Source organism: Hydrophilobacter chitinilyticus (genome assembly GCF_049860745.1).
GTDB lineage: Bacteria > Pseudomonadota > Gammaproteobacteria > Burkholderiales > Burkholderiaceae_C > Rhodoferax_B.
Map to the genome: position 1 here is coordinate 949392 of NZ_CP187561.1, position 13033 is coordinate 962424.

At 60.4% G+C, this 13033-nt stretch carries 12 protein-coding genes; 11 read left to right on the forward strand and 1 reads right to left on the reverse strand.

The genetic code is table 11. The features are described 5' to 3' along the window. Positions 1 to 37: 37 nt before the first annotated feature. The 6 genes from ACPWMG_RS04510 (at position 38) to ACPWMG_RS04535 (ending at position 7315) form a co-directional block, all read left to right on the forward strand. Positions 38 to 1696 (forward strand): HDOD domain-containing protein, encoded by a 1659-nt coding sequence (locus ACPWMG_RS04510; protein WP_483303463.1) that lies wholly within the window; start codon positions 38 to 40, stop codon positions 1694 to 1696. A gap of 58 nt (positions 1697 to 1754) precedes the next feature. Beyond that, positions 1755 to 2909, forward strand: a complete 1155-nt coding sequence (gene rodA, locus ACPWMG_RS04515) for a rod shape-determining protein RodA (RefSeq protein ID WP_483303464.1) — start codon at positions 1755 to 1757, stop codon at positions 2907 to 2909. An 86-nt stretch (positions 2910 to 2995) separates the two neighbouring features. Beyond that, positions 2996 to 4468: a metalloprotease TldD gene (gene tldD, locus ACPWMG_RS04520; protein WP_483303465.1), complete on the forward strand. Its 1473-nt coding sequence runs from the start codon at positions 2996 to 2998 to the stop codon at positions 4466 to 4468. A gap of 280 nt (positions 4469 to 4748) precedes the next feature. Continuing rightward, on the forward strand, positions 4749 to 5879 hold the full coding sequence (locus ACPWMG_RS04525) for a 3-deoxy-7-phosphoheptulonate synthase (protein WP_483303466.1): 1131 nt from the start codon (positions 4749 to 4751) through the stop codon (positions 5877 to 5879). Positions 5880 to 6016: 137 nt separating this feature from the next. Further along, positions 6017 to 6952 carry a hypothetical protein gene (locus ACPWMG_RS04530; RefSeq protein WP_483303467.1) on the forward strand — a complete coding sequence of 312 codons (936 nt, stop codon included), beginning with the start codon at positions 6017 to 6019 and terminating at the stop codon, positions 6950 to 6952. A 51-nt stretch (positions 6953 to 7003) separates the two neighbouring features. Beyond that, positions 7004 to 7315, forward strand: coding sequence for a hypothetical protein (locus ACPWMG_RS04535; RefSeq protein ID WP_483303468.1), 312 nt, complete (start codon positions 7004 to 7006; stop codon positions 7313 to 7315). 66 nt (positions 7316 to 7381) lie between these two features. Here the strand turns inward: ACPWMG_RS04535 and mpl are convergent, their stop codons facing one another. Next, positions 7382 to 8767: a UDP-N-acetylmuramate:L-alanyl-gamma-D-glutamyl-meso-diaminopimelate ligase gene (gene mpl, locus ACPWMG_RS04540; protein ID WP_483303469.1), complete on the reverse strand. Its 1386-nt coding sequence runs from the start codon at positions 8765 to 8767 to the stop codon at positions 7382 to 7384. A gap of 94 nt (positions 8768 to 8861) precedes the next feature. Between mpl and ACPWMG_RS04545 the strand changes: the two genes are divergently transcribed. The 5 genes from ACPWMG_RS04545 to prmA all read left to right on the forward strand — a co-directional run bounded on the left by ACPWMG_RS04545 (position 8862) and on the right by prmA (position 13025). Continuing rightward, positions 8862 to 9455, forward strand: a complete 594-nt coding sequence (locus ACPWMG_RS04545; protein ID WP_483303470.1) for a hypothetical protein — start codon at positions 8862 to 8864, stop codon at positions 9453 to 9455. Positions 9456 to 9464: 9 nt separating this feature from the next. Continuing rightward, positions 9465 to 10028: a TlpA family protein disulfide reductase gene (locus ACPWMG_RS04550; protein WP_483303471.1), complete on the forward strand. Its 564-nt coding sequence runs from the start codon at positions 9465 to 9467 to the stop codon at positions 10026 to 10028. Positions 10029 to 10151: 123 nt separating this feature from the next. Then, positions 10152 to 10607, forward strand: a complete 456-nt coding sequence (gene accB, locus ACPWMG_RS04555; RefSeq protein ID WP_483303472.1) for an acetyl-CoA carboxylase biotin carboxyl carrier protein — start codon at positions 10152 to 10154, stop codon at positions 10605 to 10607. 109 nt (positions 10608 to 10716) lie between these two features. After that, a complete protein-coding gene (gene accC, locus ACPWMG_RS04560) occupies positions 10717 to 12066 on the forward strand; it encodes an acetyl-CoA carboxylase biotin carboxylase subunit (RefSeq protein WP_483303473.1) in 1350 nt (449 codons plus the stop codon). Positions 12067 to 12128: 62 nt separating this feature from the next. After that, positions 12129 to 13025, forward strand: coding sequence for a 50S ribosomal protein L11 methyltransferase (prmA, locus tag ACPWMG_RS04565; protein ID WP_483303474.1), 897 nt, complete (start codon positions 12129 to 12131; stop codon positions 13023 to 13025). Positions 13026 to 13033: the final 8 nt, after the last annotated feature.

Here is a 13033-nt window from a genome sequence, read left to right on the forward strand (position 1 = left end):
CGACATTTTTATAACAACAACTGCCCCTGCTGAAACCGTGCCTGAGCCAACCCCACCCTCCCCACAGACCCCCGACTCTGGCAAAACGCCGTCTCCCCTGGCCCAAGCGCTGGATTTTGATGTGGACCGCGTGGTGCCCGTCGTGCCGGGACTGGCCGCGTCCACCTCCGCGATCGATACGCCTTTTGAACGCCTGGTCGGACGCATGCGCCACCAGGGAAGTTTTCCGTCGTTGTCGGCGGCGGTCATCAACATCCAAAGCGCTGCCAACTCTGAAAACCAGAGCGTCAGCGAGCTCACAAACGAGGTGCTCAAAGACGTGGCGCTGACGCAGCGCCTGCTGCGCCTGGTCAACAGCGTGCACTACGCGCACCCCAACCGCGGCACGGTGAGCACCGTCTCGCGCGCGGTGAGCCTGGTGGGATTTGACGCCGTACGCAACCTGGCGCTGAGCCTGGTGCTGCTGGAGCACATGAAAGACACCCGCCACGCCGCGCAGGTGCAAGACGAGTTTTTGCGCGCGCTGATGGCGGGCTCCGTGGCCAGCGGTTTGTGCTCGCTGGCGTCAGAAAGCGAAGAAGCCTTTATCGGCGCGATGTTCCAGAACCTGGGGCGCATGCTGGTCGCGTTTTACTTCCCCAGTGAGGCGGCGGAGATACACCGTTTGGTGGCCTCGGGCACCTATGAAAGCGGAGAAGAAGGCGCCTCCAACAAGGTGCTGGGCGTAAGCCTTGAAGACTTTGGTGTGGGTGTGGCCAGGCTCTGGAGCCTGCCCGAATCGATTCAACGCTGTATGCACCGTCCGCTGGGTTTGCCCCCTTCACGGCCGCCAGAGCTGCCGTTGGAGCGCCTGCGTTGGGCGGCGGCCACGGGCAATGCCGTGGTCGATTCGCTGCTGCTGGGCGGTGGCGGGCACCTGAGCATGGTGGCTGAGCGGTATGCGCGGTGCCTGAACCGTTTGCCCAAAGACGTCATCATTGCTGCCACCAAGGGTCGGGAAAAGCTCACGGCCTTGGCCGAAGCGCTGGTGATCGAGCCTGCGCCGGGCTCGGTGGCGCGCCAGTTGCTGCTGCCGCCCGATGCGGTAGGGACGCAGGCCGCCGAAGATCCTTTGGCGCAGCTCGCCTTGCGGGCTTCGCCGCCTGTGCCGCCGGGCGCGCCAGCCCAGCGCCGTAATGGCCCCGAGGTATTGGAGCTGCTGGCTGCGGGGGTGCACGAAATCGCCGCCGTGATGAGTGAGCCCTACCAAACCAACGATGTGGTGCGCATGGTGTTGGAAACCATGTTCCGCGCGCTGGCGTTCCGCCGCATCGTGTTTTGCCTGCGTGACGGCAAGGCCGACACCCTCTCGGGGCGCTTTGGCCTGGGCGAAGGCTGCGACGTTGTGGCGCAGGTGATGAAGATCGACCTGAAGGCCCAGGGCGACCTGTTTGCCGCGGTGTGCACCAAGGGCGTGGACACGTTGATCACCAACGCCACCGACGCCCGTATGGCCACGCGCTTGCCCACCTGGTACCGCAAGGACGTGGGCGCGCAATCCTTCCTGCTGCTGCCGTTGCTGGCACGCGGCAAACCGTTCGCGCTGATCTACGCTGATCAAGACGCCCCAGGTGGCATTGGCGTGGATGAGCAAGAACTGGCGCTGCTGCGCACGCTGCGCAACCAGGCGGTGGCGGCCTTCCGTTTACCAAATTGATAGGACGGCGGGCCCATGCCGTCCGCCGCGCCATCCATGAAGCGCCGATAATTGCGGGATGTCTGTCGTATTTGAGAAGGCGCCGCTCTGGCGCCGCACGTTGCCGCTGTTCCAGGGGTTTGATTTCCCGCTGGCGTTTGCCGTCTTGATGCTGGCGGGCGCTGGTCTGCTGACCATGTATTCATCTGGCTACGACCATGGCACGCGGTTTTTGGACCACGGTCGCAACATGCTGCTGGCGGCAACCATCATGTTCGTGGTGGCCCAGGTGCCGCCGCAGCGCCTGATGCTGGCAGCAGTGCCGCTCTACACCCTGGGTGTGGCGCTGCTGGTGGCGGTGGCGCTGTTTGGCATCACCAAAAAGGGTGCCCAGCGTTGGATCAATGTGGGGGTGGTGATCCAGCCCAGCGAAATTTTGAAGATCGCCATGCCGCTCATGCTGGCGTGGTGGTTTCAGCGCCGCGAAGGGCAATTGCGTTCGCTGGACTTTGTGGTGGCCGGTTTACTGCTCATCGTGCCTGTCGGCTTGATCATGAAACAACCCGACCTGGGCACCTCGCTGCTGGTGCTGGCGGCCGGGCTGGCGGTGATCTTTTTTGCCGGCTTGAGTTGGAAACTGATTTTGCCGCCGGTGGTGCTGGCGCTGGTGGGCATTGGCCTGGTGGTGGCCTTTGAGCCGCAACTGTGCGCCGACGGCGTGCGCTGGGTGGTGCTGCACGACTACCAGCAGCAACGCATTTGTACCCTGCTCGACCCACGAAAAGACCCGTTGGGCAAAGGCTTCCACATCATCCAGGGCATGATCGCCATTGGCTCGGGCGGGCTGACTGGCAAGGGCTTCATGCAGGGCACACAAACCCACCTTGAATTCATTCCCGAGCGCACCACCGACTTTATTTTTGCGGCGTTCTCCGAAGAGTTTGGCCTGGTGGGCAACCTGCTGCTGATCGGCTCGTTCATCTTCTTGATCCTGCGTGGGCTGTTCATCGCGGCCGATGCGCCCACGCTGTTCTCGCGCTTGCTGGCGGGGGCGGTGACGACGATTTTCTTCACTTATTCGTTCGTCAACATCGGCATGGTCAGCGGCATCCTGCCGGTGGTGGGTGTACCCTTGCCGTTCATCAGCTATGGCGGCACGGCGATGGTCACGCTGGGCATGGCGCTCGGCATTTTGATGTCGGTCTCCAAATCGCGGCGACCGTTGCAGTCTTAAGTGGTCTTTGGGGAGCCATGCCCATTGGCATGGCAGGGGTGAATTTGAGCGCCGCGCGAAACCCATCGCGCGCCTAAAATGGCCGCATGATTTCACGCGAACCCACACTCGAACGCCTTGCCACCGCCCAAGCCTTGTTGCTGGATCCGTTTGGCTTGACCCCGGCCCACTTGGGGCGCGCTTTGTCAGAGATCACGTCGCATAACGTCGACGACGCTGATCTGTACTTCCAGTACACCCGCAGCGAGGGCTGGAGCCTGGAAGAGGGCATCGTCAAAACCGGTTCCTTCAGCATCGACCAAGGGGTGGGTGTGCGCGCTGTCAGCGGCGAAAAAACCGCCTTCGCTTACTCGGACGATATCTCGGAAGCGGCGCTGCTGGATGCGGCCCGCACCGTACGATCTATTTCGGCTGCACGGCAGAACCGTCGTGCCAAAGTAGCTGCTCAAAAGATAGCAAAAAGCCGTGCCCTTTATGCGCAGGCCGACCCCATCGCCAGCCTGGACAGCACGGCCAAAGTCCAGTTGCTCGAAAAAGTTGAAAAGCTCGCCCGCGCCAAAGACCCGCGCGTGGCGCAAGTCATGGCCGGCTTGGCCAGCGAATACGACGTGGTGCTCGTGGCCCGCGCTGACGGAACCCTGGCAGCCGATGTGCGTCCCCTGGTGCGCCTGAGCGTGACCGTCATCGCCGAAGCCACGGTGAACGGCACCGTGCGCCGCGAAATGGGCTCCGGTGGCGGCGGTGGCCGTTTCGGCCTGGCTTATTTCGATGACGAAATCCTGAACGAATATGTCGATGCCGCTGTGCACGCCGCGCTGACCAACCTCGACGCGCGCCCTGCACCCGCAGGTGAGATGACCGTGGTGCTCGGCGCCGGCTGGCCCGGCATCTTGCTGCACGAAGCCATTGGCCACGGCCTGGAAGGCGACTTCAACCGCAAGGGGTCGAGCGCCTTCAGCGGCCGCATCGGCCAACGTGTGGCAGCCAAGGGCGTGACGGTGCTCGACGATGGCACTATCGCCGACCGCCGTGGCTCGCTCAACGTCGACGACGAAGGCAACGCCAGCCAGCGCAACGTGCTGATCGAAGACGGCATCTTGAAGGGCTACATCCAGGACTCGATGAACGCGCGCCTGATGGGCGTGAAGCCTACCGGTAACGGCCGCCGCGAGAGCTACGCCCACGTGCCCATGCCACGCATGACCAACACCTACATGCTGGGTGGTGACAAGGCGCCCGAAGAAATCGTTGCCAGCCTGAAGAAGGGCTTGTATGCCACCAACTTCGGCGGCGGCCAGGTTGACATCACCTCGGGCAAGTTTGTGTTCTCTGCCAGCGAAGCCTACTGGGTGGAGAACGGCAAGATCCAATACCCCGTGAAGGGCGCCACCATCGTGGGTAGCGGGCCGGAATGCTTGAAACGCGTGAGTCTCATTGGTAATGATATGAAACTCGATACCGGCGTGGGCACTTGCGGTAAAGAGGGCCAAAGCGTGCCCGTGGGCGTGGGCCAGCCGACTCTGCGTATCGACGGGTTGACCGTCGGCGGCACGGCATAAAGACGGCTGCGTAAGCTCTGGATGTCGCAATTTAGGCACAGCCAAACTCTTACGCATCGCCAAACCCTGTGCTACATTCAGCCCCCATGCATCACGCAAGCTTTTATTTTGGCTACTTTTGGTTCTCAAGCGCTAAGGCGGTAGAGAGATCTGAACGTACCTGAAAAAAGTCGTACTGAATCTTCTAAGAAACCGCCGGACCCCCGGCGGTTTTTTTTTACCCCATTTTTTCCGTTTCGTTTTCTGGTCAACACAAGCAACACACCTAGGAGCACCCACCATGAATGCCAGCACCCCTTCCGCCAGCAGTGACGACACCTGGTATCGCACCGTCGAGAAAACCAGCCGAACCGACGACGAACGCATTCAGGACATCAACGTGTTGCCTCCACCAGAACATCTCATCCGCTTCTTCCCCATCCAGGGCAGCCCCGTGGAGACGCTCATTGCCGATACGCGCAAGAACATCTCCAACATCATGGCTGGCACCGATGACCGGCTGCTGGTCGTCATCGGCCCGTGCTCGATCCACGACCCGGCCGCCGCGCTGGAATACGCGCGCCGCCTGAAAGAGCAGCGCCTGAAGTACGCTGGCACGCTGGAGATCGTGATGCGCGTCTACTTCGAGAAGCCACGCACCACGGTGGGCTGGAAGGGCCTGATCAATGACCCCTACCTCGACGAAAGCTACCGCATTGACGAAGGCCTGCGCATTGCGCGCCAGTTGCTGATCGACATCAACCGCATCGGCCTGCCAGCGGGCAGCGAATTCCTCGACGTGATCTCGCCGCAATACATTGGCGACCTGATCGCCTGGGGCGCGATTGGCGCACGCACGACCGAAAGCCAAGTGCACCGCGAACTGGCTTCCGGCTTGTCGGCACCGATCGGCTTCAAGAATGGCACCGATGGCAACATTCGCATTGCCACGGACGCGATCCAGGCCGCGGCGCGTGGCCACCACTTTTTGTCGGTGCACAAGAACGGCCAGGTCGCGATTGTGCAGACCAAGGGCAACCCAGACTGCCACGTGATTTTGCGCGGCGGCAAGACGCCAAACTACGACGCTGCCAGCGTCAATGCGGCCAGCGCAGAACTGACGGCCGCCAAGCTGCCCGCCAAGTTGATGGTGGACTGCAGCCACGCCAACAGCAGCAAAAAACATGAGAAGCAGTTGGAAGTGGCGGCCGAAATCGCCGCCCAATTGGCTGCCGGTTCGCGCCAAGTCTTTGGGGTGATGGTGGAGAGCCACCTGCAAGAAGGCGCCCAGAAGTTCACGCCCGGCCAGCACGACGTCAATGCACTGGAATACGGTAAGAGCATTACCGATGCCTGCCTGGGTTGGGATCAGTCGCTGCAAGCGCTCGACGTTCTGTCGCAGGCGGTCGAAGCGCGCAGAAAAAAGGGCTAATTTTTGACGGGTGTTGTGATGAAGCGTGCAAATTGGCCTCAATCACGGTAGGCTAGGAGCCACTTGCCCAAAGGGGTGCAGCTTTGTAGGTTGCGCGATCTTGCGGGCCAAACTCCGGGCTTCGAGAGGTTTAGTGCATGCTTCTTCCTCGTCCGATTTTCTGGCTGGGGCTGGCCGGTTTAACAGCCCCGCAGCGCGCGTTGCTCACGGCTTACATGCCGCGAGACCCAGGCAGCTTGCCGGCTTGGCGTGCGGCTGAATTCACCGAGGCCGATGCGCTTTGCATCAACGGTTCGGCAGCACGTTTGTTGGGCTCGGGCATTTTGCAAGTGCCCGACAGCCGGCAAGGCCGGCCGGCGCTGAACCTTGATCTGCGCGAGGTAGACCGCCCGCTGATGTTCACCGAGCCCCTGGCCGATCCTGAGCTTGCTCCATGGGATCATGTCGATCCAGAGTCCGAGCGCGGCGTGCAATTGGCTTTGAAAAAGCTTGAATCTGGTCTGCAGGAGCTGCGCACGCAGTTTGCGTTAGGTGCGGTGATTCACCACCATATTGATTCGCTGCAGTCGCAAATCTATAACGTGGTGCACCAAGGCGTGCCGCTGGCGGTGGTCGATTTTCCAGGGCGCTACGTGTATTACAAAACGGGCGTGAGTACGCTGCAACTGGAGCAGGCTGCCTGGATTTTGCAGCCACACCATGGCCCGGCCACCGTGCCAAAAGGCATGGTGGAGGCCAGCATGACCTTGATCATGTGGCAGTTTGCGCAACACGCGGCGGTCGACCTGTTGCCCGAGCGTTTTCTGCACGGGCCGATTCGCTTGCGCTACAAACCATTGGTGCCGGATGCTTGGCTCAAGGCATCGCAGCGCGCGCTGATACGGATGCTGGAGGCGAGCAACTTGTCGCTCGATGACATGCTCAAGCAAAACAAGGGTTTTAACCGCGAGCAGCTGCTGCGCGATCTGGCAAGCTTCTATTTCGATGGCGCCATTGCTTCGGCTGAAGGGGACGTGCGTTGGGCGCCGGCTGTCGGTGTGGTCAGCCAGCCAGGCGTGCTACGAGCGGGCTGAAAACAACCGGCAGTGCCATGCCCAATTTCAAACTCATGCGAGGGTGTTTTGATGCGTCGTGAAGTCACCGTGGTGTTGCAAGCGGGCGATGAATTCCGGTTCGACCTTGATTCGGCAGAGCCCATGCCCAACGATTTGGCGCGCTGGTGGCTCGACGACCAGTTTGTGCGGCTGGGTTGCGAGCCCTTGCGTGCTTCGGGCAAGGTCTTGCTGGCCGACAAGGTGCTGACCGTGGCGCAAGCGGCGGGCCGTAGTGCCTGGCAAGACCCTAAGTGGCTCAGTGAGTTTGCGCGCGCTGCAGCGTCGGCGTTGGGCAAAGACCTGATTCGACTGGATGTGCCCTCAATGGCCATTTCTTACTGACCATTTTTTTGCTAGAAAGCCTTGAGCAAAATTGGCCTCAAGCGCTTTCTATGTATGCGCAGACAGCTATTGTGTTTGTAGCGCTTCCAGCAGCTTGCCGTGGATGCCACCAAAGCCGCCGTTGCTCATGCACAAGATATGGTCGCCGGCCTGTGCAGCTTGCACCACTTGTTTCACCAGCGTGGGCACATCTTCGGCAACCTGTGCGCGCGCGCCCATCTCGGCCAGGGCTTCGCGGGCGTCCCAGTCCAGTCCACCCGAATGGCAGAACGCCAAGTCCACATTCGCCAGGCTCCACGGCAGTTGGGCCTTCATCGCGCCCAGCTTCATGGTGTTGCTGCGTGGCTCAAACACCGCCAGGATGCGTGCCTGCGCGCCAAGCTTTTGACGCAAGCCATCGACCGTTGTGCGAATCGCAGTGGGGTGGTGGGCAAAGTCGTCGTAGACGGTGATGGCGCCGCCGGGCCGCGCCACGGTGCCGCGCACTTCCATGCGGCGTTTGACGTTTTGGAACGCGGCGAGAGCCTCGGCCGCTTGGGCGGGGGCAACGCCTACATGGTGCGCCGCGGCGATGGCTGCCAGTGCATTCATCAAGTTGTGCTGGCCGGTCAGTTCCCATTCCACGTGGCACACACGTTGGCCTTTGTGCAAAACATGAAAGCTGGACGGCGTGCCGTCGGCAGTCCAGTCGCCGCCCGTGCCAAAACCAACAGCCTGGCTCCAGCAGCCTTTGTTGAGCACGCGGCCCAGGCTTTCTTCGGTGGCGTTGAACACCACGGCGCCCGTACTGGGTACGGTGCGCACGAGGTGATGGAACTGGCGCTCGATGGCAGCCAGGTCGTCAAAAATGTCGGCGTGGTCAAACTCCAGGTTGTTCAAGACCGCCGTGCGCGGGCGGTAGTGCACAAACTTGCTGCGCTTGTCGAAAAACGCGGTGTCGTATTCGTCGGCCTCGATCACAAAAGGTGCCGAGGTGGGGCCCATGCGCGCCGAGATGCCAAAGTTCAGCGGCACGCCGCCCACCAGAAATCCAGGTTTTTGATCGGCGTGCTCCAGGATCCACGTCAGCATGGCTGTGGTGGTGGTTTTGCCGTGTGTGCCGGCTACGGCCAATACGTGGCGGCCCTGCAGCACGTGTTCGGCCAGCCATTGCGGGCCGCTGGTGTAGCGGGCACCAGCGGCCAAAATCGCTTCCATCAACGGAAATTTGGGTGTGCCGTCGGCCAGGCGCACCCGTGAAACCACGTTACCCACCACAAACATGTCTGGCTGCAGCGCCATCTGGTCGACCGCGTAACCTTCAATCAATTCAATGCCCAAGGCGCGCAACTGATCGCTCATCGGCGGGTAGACGCCCGTATCGCAACCCGTGACGCGGTGGCCCGCCTCGCGCGCCAAAACCGCCAAGCCGCCCATGAAGGTGCCGCAAATACCCAGAATATGAATGTGCATGGGGCAATTCTAGAGGGCGCGCGAAGGCGCATGCCCGTGCCATGGTTGCGGATGAAGCCCTTGGCTTTTGATAAAAGCATGCAGAATCGGCGCCATGGACACATTGAGCGCAGAGATCGCCGCCACCGCAGCGCGCATGGTGGTGGAAGAGGGGCTGGAATACGGCCCCGCCAAACGGCGTGCCGTGAAGCAACTAGGTTTGTCGTTGCGCAGCAAGTTACCCGGCAATGACGAGGTTGAAGATGCGGTGCGTGAATACATAGAGCTGTTTTGCGCCGACACCCAACCACGTGAACTGCAGGCCTTGCGTAGCTTGGCGGTCACGTGGATGGAGCGCATGGCCGAGTTTCGGCCCTACCTTTCAGGGGCGGTTTGGCATGGCACGGCGACCCGGCTTTCCGACATTTATATACAGATGTTCTGTGATGATTCAAAATCAGCTGAGATCGCGCTGATCGACCACCGTGTCGACTACCAGCCGACCACGGTCTCCGGTATGAACGGCCTGACGGTTGAGGCGTTGAGCTTTAGTAGCCGCAGCCCTGAACTGAATGAAACCATTGGTGTACACCTCATGGTCTACGATTTGGATGACTTTCGCGGCGCATTGAAGCCAGACAGCAAGGGGCGTACGCCGCGTGGCGACATCGTCGCGGTGCGCCGGTTGCTGCTCGAATCTTCGGTTTAAAAGACAGACATGAACGCAAACACTCACCCTATTGAATCTGTTCCGGCTGCCTCTGGTCGTCGTGGCTTGTTGTTGGCGGCGGCAGGTGTGGCGGCCGTAGCGGGTGCCGGCTTGGCCTGGTGGCAAACTCAGCCCTCGGGTGGGGCAGATGACCCCTTGGCAGGTGTTTTGTGGCCATTAACATTTGATACACCTGCGGGTCAAAAGTTGGTGCTTGCTGACTTTAAGGGTAAACCGCTGCTCATCAACTTCTGGGCCACTTGGTGTGCGCCTTGTGTTGAAGAATTGCCGCTACTGGACGGTTTCTTCAAGCAAAATGCAGCAAATGCATGGAACGTGGTGGGCTTGGCCATCGATCAACCGAGTGCTGTGCAGAAATTTTTGCAGAAACTTCCTGTCACATTTCCGATTGGGCTAGCCGGTTTAAGCGGTACGGATCTTGTTAAAACGCTGGGTAACACGGGTGGGGGTTTGCCCTTCACCGTAGTCGTCGGTGCCAATGGCAAAGTGCTTCATCGTAAAATGGGGCAAGTCACGCCCGCCGATCTGGCGTTGTGGGTGGGTCAAACTTAGTCGATCAAACCGTTTGAGTTTGTTACATTCCAGCGCGCAGTTTTTTCTTTTTCAAAGAAATTGCTGAACGTTTGAAGAAATTAGGTTAAATTTCGCCACTTTTTGTAAGTGGCTGGAGGTTGTATGGATTTGCGAAAACTCAAGACGTTGATCGACCTGGTGTCTGACTCCAACGTGTCGGAACTGGAAATCACCGAAGCCGAAGGCAAGGTTCGTATTGTGAAAAGCGGCGGTGTGGTGGTGCAACAAGCCGCTCCCATGATGGTAGCGGCTCCTGTGGCGGCTGCCCCGCAAGCTGCGGCTGCTGTCGCAGCGCCCGTGGCTGCGGCACCTGCTGTTGCGGCTGGTCATGCCGTCAAGTCGCCGATGGTGGGTACGTTCTACCGTTCCTCCAGCCCTGGTGCAAAGGCATTTGTGGAAGTGGGCAGCGTTGTCAAAGAAGGCGAAACGCTTTGCATTATTGAAGCCATGAAGATCTTGAACGAGATCGAAGCCGACAAGTCCGGTACCGTGACAGAGATCTTGTGCGAAAACGGTCAGGCCGTGGAGTATGGGCAACCGCTGTTTGTGATCGAGTAATTGGCGATCTGATCGCCTATGTTAAATAAGAGTTCGGCGCTGTTCCGCAGCTTTGACGCCCTTCATGGCGTCTTGGCGGTCACGGGGCTGCCGGACCGCGGAGTTGCGCATGTTTAAGAAGATTCTGGTGGCCAATCGCGGTGAAATCGCCCTGCGTATTCAGCGGGCGTGCCGTGAGATGGGCATCAAGGCGGTGATGGTTTATTCCGAAGCCGACCGCGATGCCAAATACGTGAAGTTGGCAGAAGAAGCCGTGTGTATTGGCCCAGGCCCCTCGGCGCTGAGCTATTTGAATATGCCCGCCATCATTTCCGCCGCCGAAGTGACCGACGCAGAGGCCATTCACCCCGGCTATGGCTTTCTGAGCGAAAACGCTGACTTTGCCGAGCGCGTCGAGAAGAGCGGTTTCCAGTTCATTGGCCCCACGCCGGAAAACATCCGCATGATGGGTGACAAGGTGTCGGCCAAGCAAGCCATGATCAAGGCCGGTGTGCCTTGCGTGCCCGGCTCTGAAGGTGAACTGCCGGACGACCCGGTGCAGATCCGCCGCATCGCCAAGGCCATTGGCTACCCGGTCATCGTCAAAGCCGCTGGCGGCGGTGGCGGACGCGGTATGCGCGTGGTGCACACCGAGGCTGCGCTGGTGAACGCCGTGCAAATGACCAAGGCCGAAGCCGGTGCTGCGTTCGGCAATCCTGCCGTGTACATGGAAAAGTACCTGCAGAACCCGCGCCACATTGAGATTCAGGTGTTGGCCGACAAGTACAAGAGTGCTGTCTACTTGGGCGAGCGCGATTGCTCCATGCAACGTCGCCACCAGAAGGTGATTGAAGAGGCGCCGGCGCCTGGCATTCCCCGCAAGCTGATCGAACGCATTGGCGAGCGTTGTACGGCTGCTTGCAAGAAGATCGGCTACCGCGGTGCTGGTACGTTCGAGTTCTTGTACGAAAACGGCGAGTTCTATTTCATTGAAATGAACACCCGCGTGCAGGTGGAACACCCTGTGACCGAAATGATCACGGGCATCGACATCGTGCGCACCCAGATCATGGTGGCGGCCGGCGAGAAGTTGCCGTTCACGCAGCGCCAGATCGAGATCAAGGGCCACGCGATCGAGTGCCGCGTCAACGCCGAAGATCCGTACAAGTTCATTCCGTCGCCGGGCCGTATCACGCTGTGGCATGCGCCAGGTGGCCCCGGTGTGCGCGTGGATTCCCACGTGTATTCGAACTACTTTGTGCCGCCGAACTACGATTCGATGATTGGCAAGGTGATCGTGCATGGAGACACGCGTGAGCAGGCTTTGGCTCGCATGCGCACCGCGCTGCTGGAGACGGTGGTGGAAGGCATCAACACCAACATTCCGCTGCACCGTGAACTGATGGTCGATGCCAAGTTCATGGCCGGTGGCACCAACATCCACTACCTTGAAGAGTGGTTGGCCCAACACAAGCGTTAAATAAGCGTTGAACCAACGCGAAGTCAGTCGATAGCCGTTAGTTGGTATGAGAAAGTCTTTGAATGTTTGAACTCTGTCTGCTGTGTCCGCAAGAGCACGTTGAAATTCTCAGCGATGCGCTGGACGCGCTCGACGCCTTGAGCGTGAGCGTGGAGGACGCAGACGCGCAAACCGATGCCGAGCGCGCCATGTTTGGCGAGCCCGGCATGCCGCCGCCCCAAGACGGTTGGCAGCGTTCGCAATTGCGGGCCTTGTTCGCCACTGAAGCTGCCGCGCGTGAAGCGTTGGAGTTGCTGTCCGCGCAAGACTTTTATGCCGACTGCGAATGCACTGGCGTACAGGAAGTGCCCGAGCAAGATTGGGTGCGTTTGACACAGTCGCAGTTTGCGCCTGTCGACATCACGCCCACTTTCTGGATCGTGCCGACTTGGCATGAGCCGCCGGCCGAAGCCAAAACCGTGATCCGCTTGGACCCCGGCTTGGCGTTTGGCACCGGCACCCACCCCACCACGCGCATGTGCCTGCGCTGGATTGCGCGCCAGGAAGCCGCCGGTGTGGCGAACCCGCTGGGGCGTGTGCTTGACTACGGTTGTGGTTCCGGCATTTTGGCCATTGGCGCCGCCAAGTTCGGGGCAACCGATATCGACGCAGTGGACATCGACGAAGCTGCCGTGGAGTCGACAGTGCTCAACGCGCAAGCCAACGAGGTGCAGTTGAAGGCAGGCCTGCCTGACCAAACCTCAGGCCAATACCAAACCGTGCTGGCCAACATTTTGGCCACGCCGTTGAAGGTGCTGGCGCCGCTGCTATGCAGCTACGTAGCGCCTGGCGGTTCGCTGGTGCTCGCCGGTATCTTGGAACGCCAGGCCGATGAGCTCAAAGTGGCCTACCAAGGCTTGGCTGCCCTCGAAGTTTCTGATGCTGAGGACGGCTGGGTGCTGATGACGGCACGGTTCTAGCTTTTAGC

Bases quoted from the DNA above. Each gene is read 5' to 3' on its own strand.
- ACPWMG_RS04525 (WP_483303466.1), top strand. From the start codon at position 4,749: ATGAATGCCAGCACCCCTTCCGCCAGCAGTGACGACACCTGGTATCGC.
- rodA (WP_483303464.1), top strand. From the start codon at position 1,755: ATGTCTGTCGTATTTGAGAAGGCGCCGCTCTGGCGCCGCACGTTGCCG.
- accC (WP_483303473.1), top strand. From the start codon at position 10,717: ATGTTTAAGAAGATTCTGGTGGCCAATCGCGGTGAAATCGCCCTGCGT.
- ACPWMG_RS04530 (WP_483303467.1), top strand. From the start codon at position 6,017: ATGCTTCTTCCTCGTCCGATTTTCTGGCTGGGGCTGGCCGGTTTAACA.
- prmA (WP_483303474.1), top strand. From the start codon at position 12,129: ATGTTTGAACTCTGTCTGCTGTGTCCGCAAGAGCACGTTGAAATTCTC.
- accB (WP_483303472.1), top strand. From the start codon at position 10,152: ATGGATTTGCGAAAACTCAAGACGTTGATCGACCTGGTGTCTGACTCC.
- ACPWMG_RS04535 (WP_483303468.1), top strand. From the start codon at position 7,004: ATGCGTCGTGAAGTCACCGTGGTGTTGCAAGCGGGCGATGAATTCCGG.
- tldD (WP_483303465.1), top strand. From the start codon at position 2,996: ATGATTTCACGCGAACCCACACTCGAACGCCTTGCCACCGCCCAAGCC.
- ACPWMG_RS04545 (WP_483303470.1), top strand. From the start codon at position 8,862: ATGGACACATTGAGCGCAGAGATCGCCGCCACCGCAGCGCGCATGGTG.
- ACPWMG_RS04550 (WP_483303471.1), top strand. From the start codon at position 9,465: ATGAACGCAAACACTCACCCTATTGAATCTGTTCCGGCTGCCTCTGGT.
- mpl (WP_483303469.1), bottom strand. From the start codon at position 8,767: ATGCACATTCATATTCTGGGTATTTGCGGCACCTTCATGGGCGGCTTG.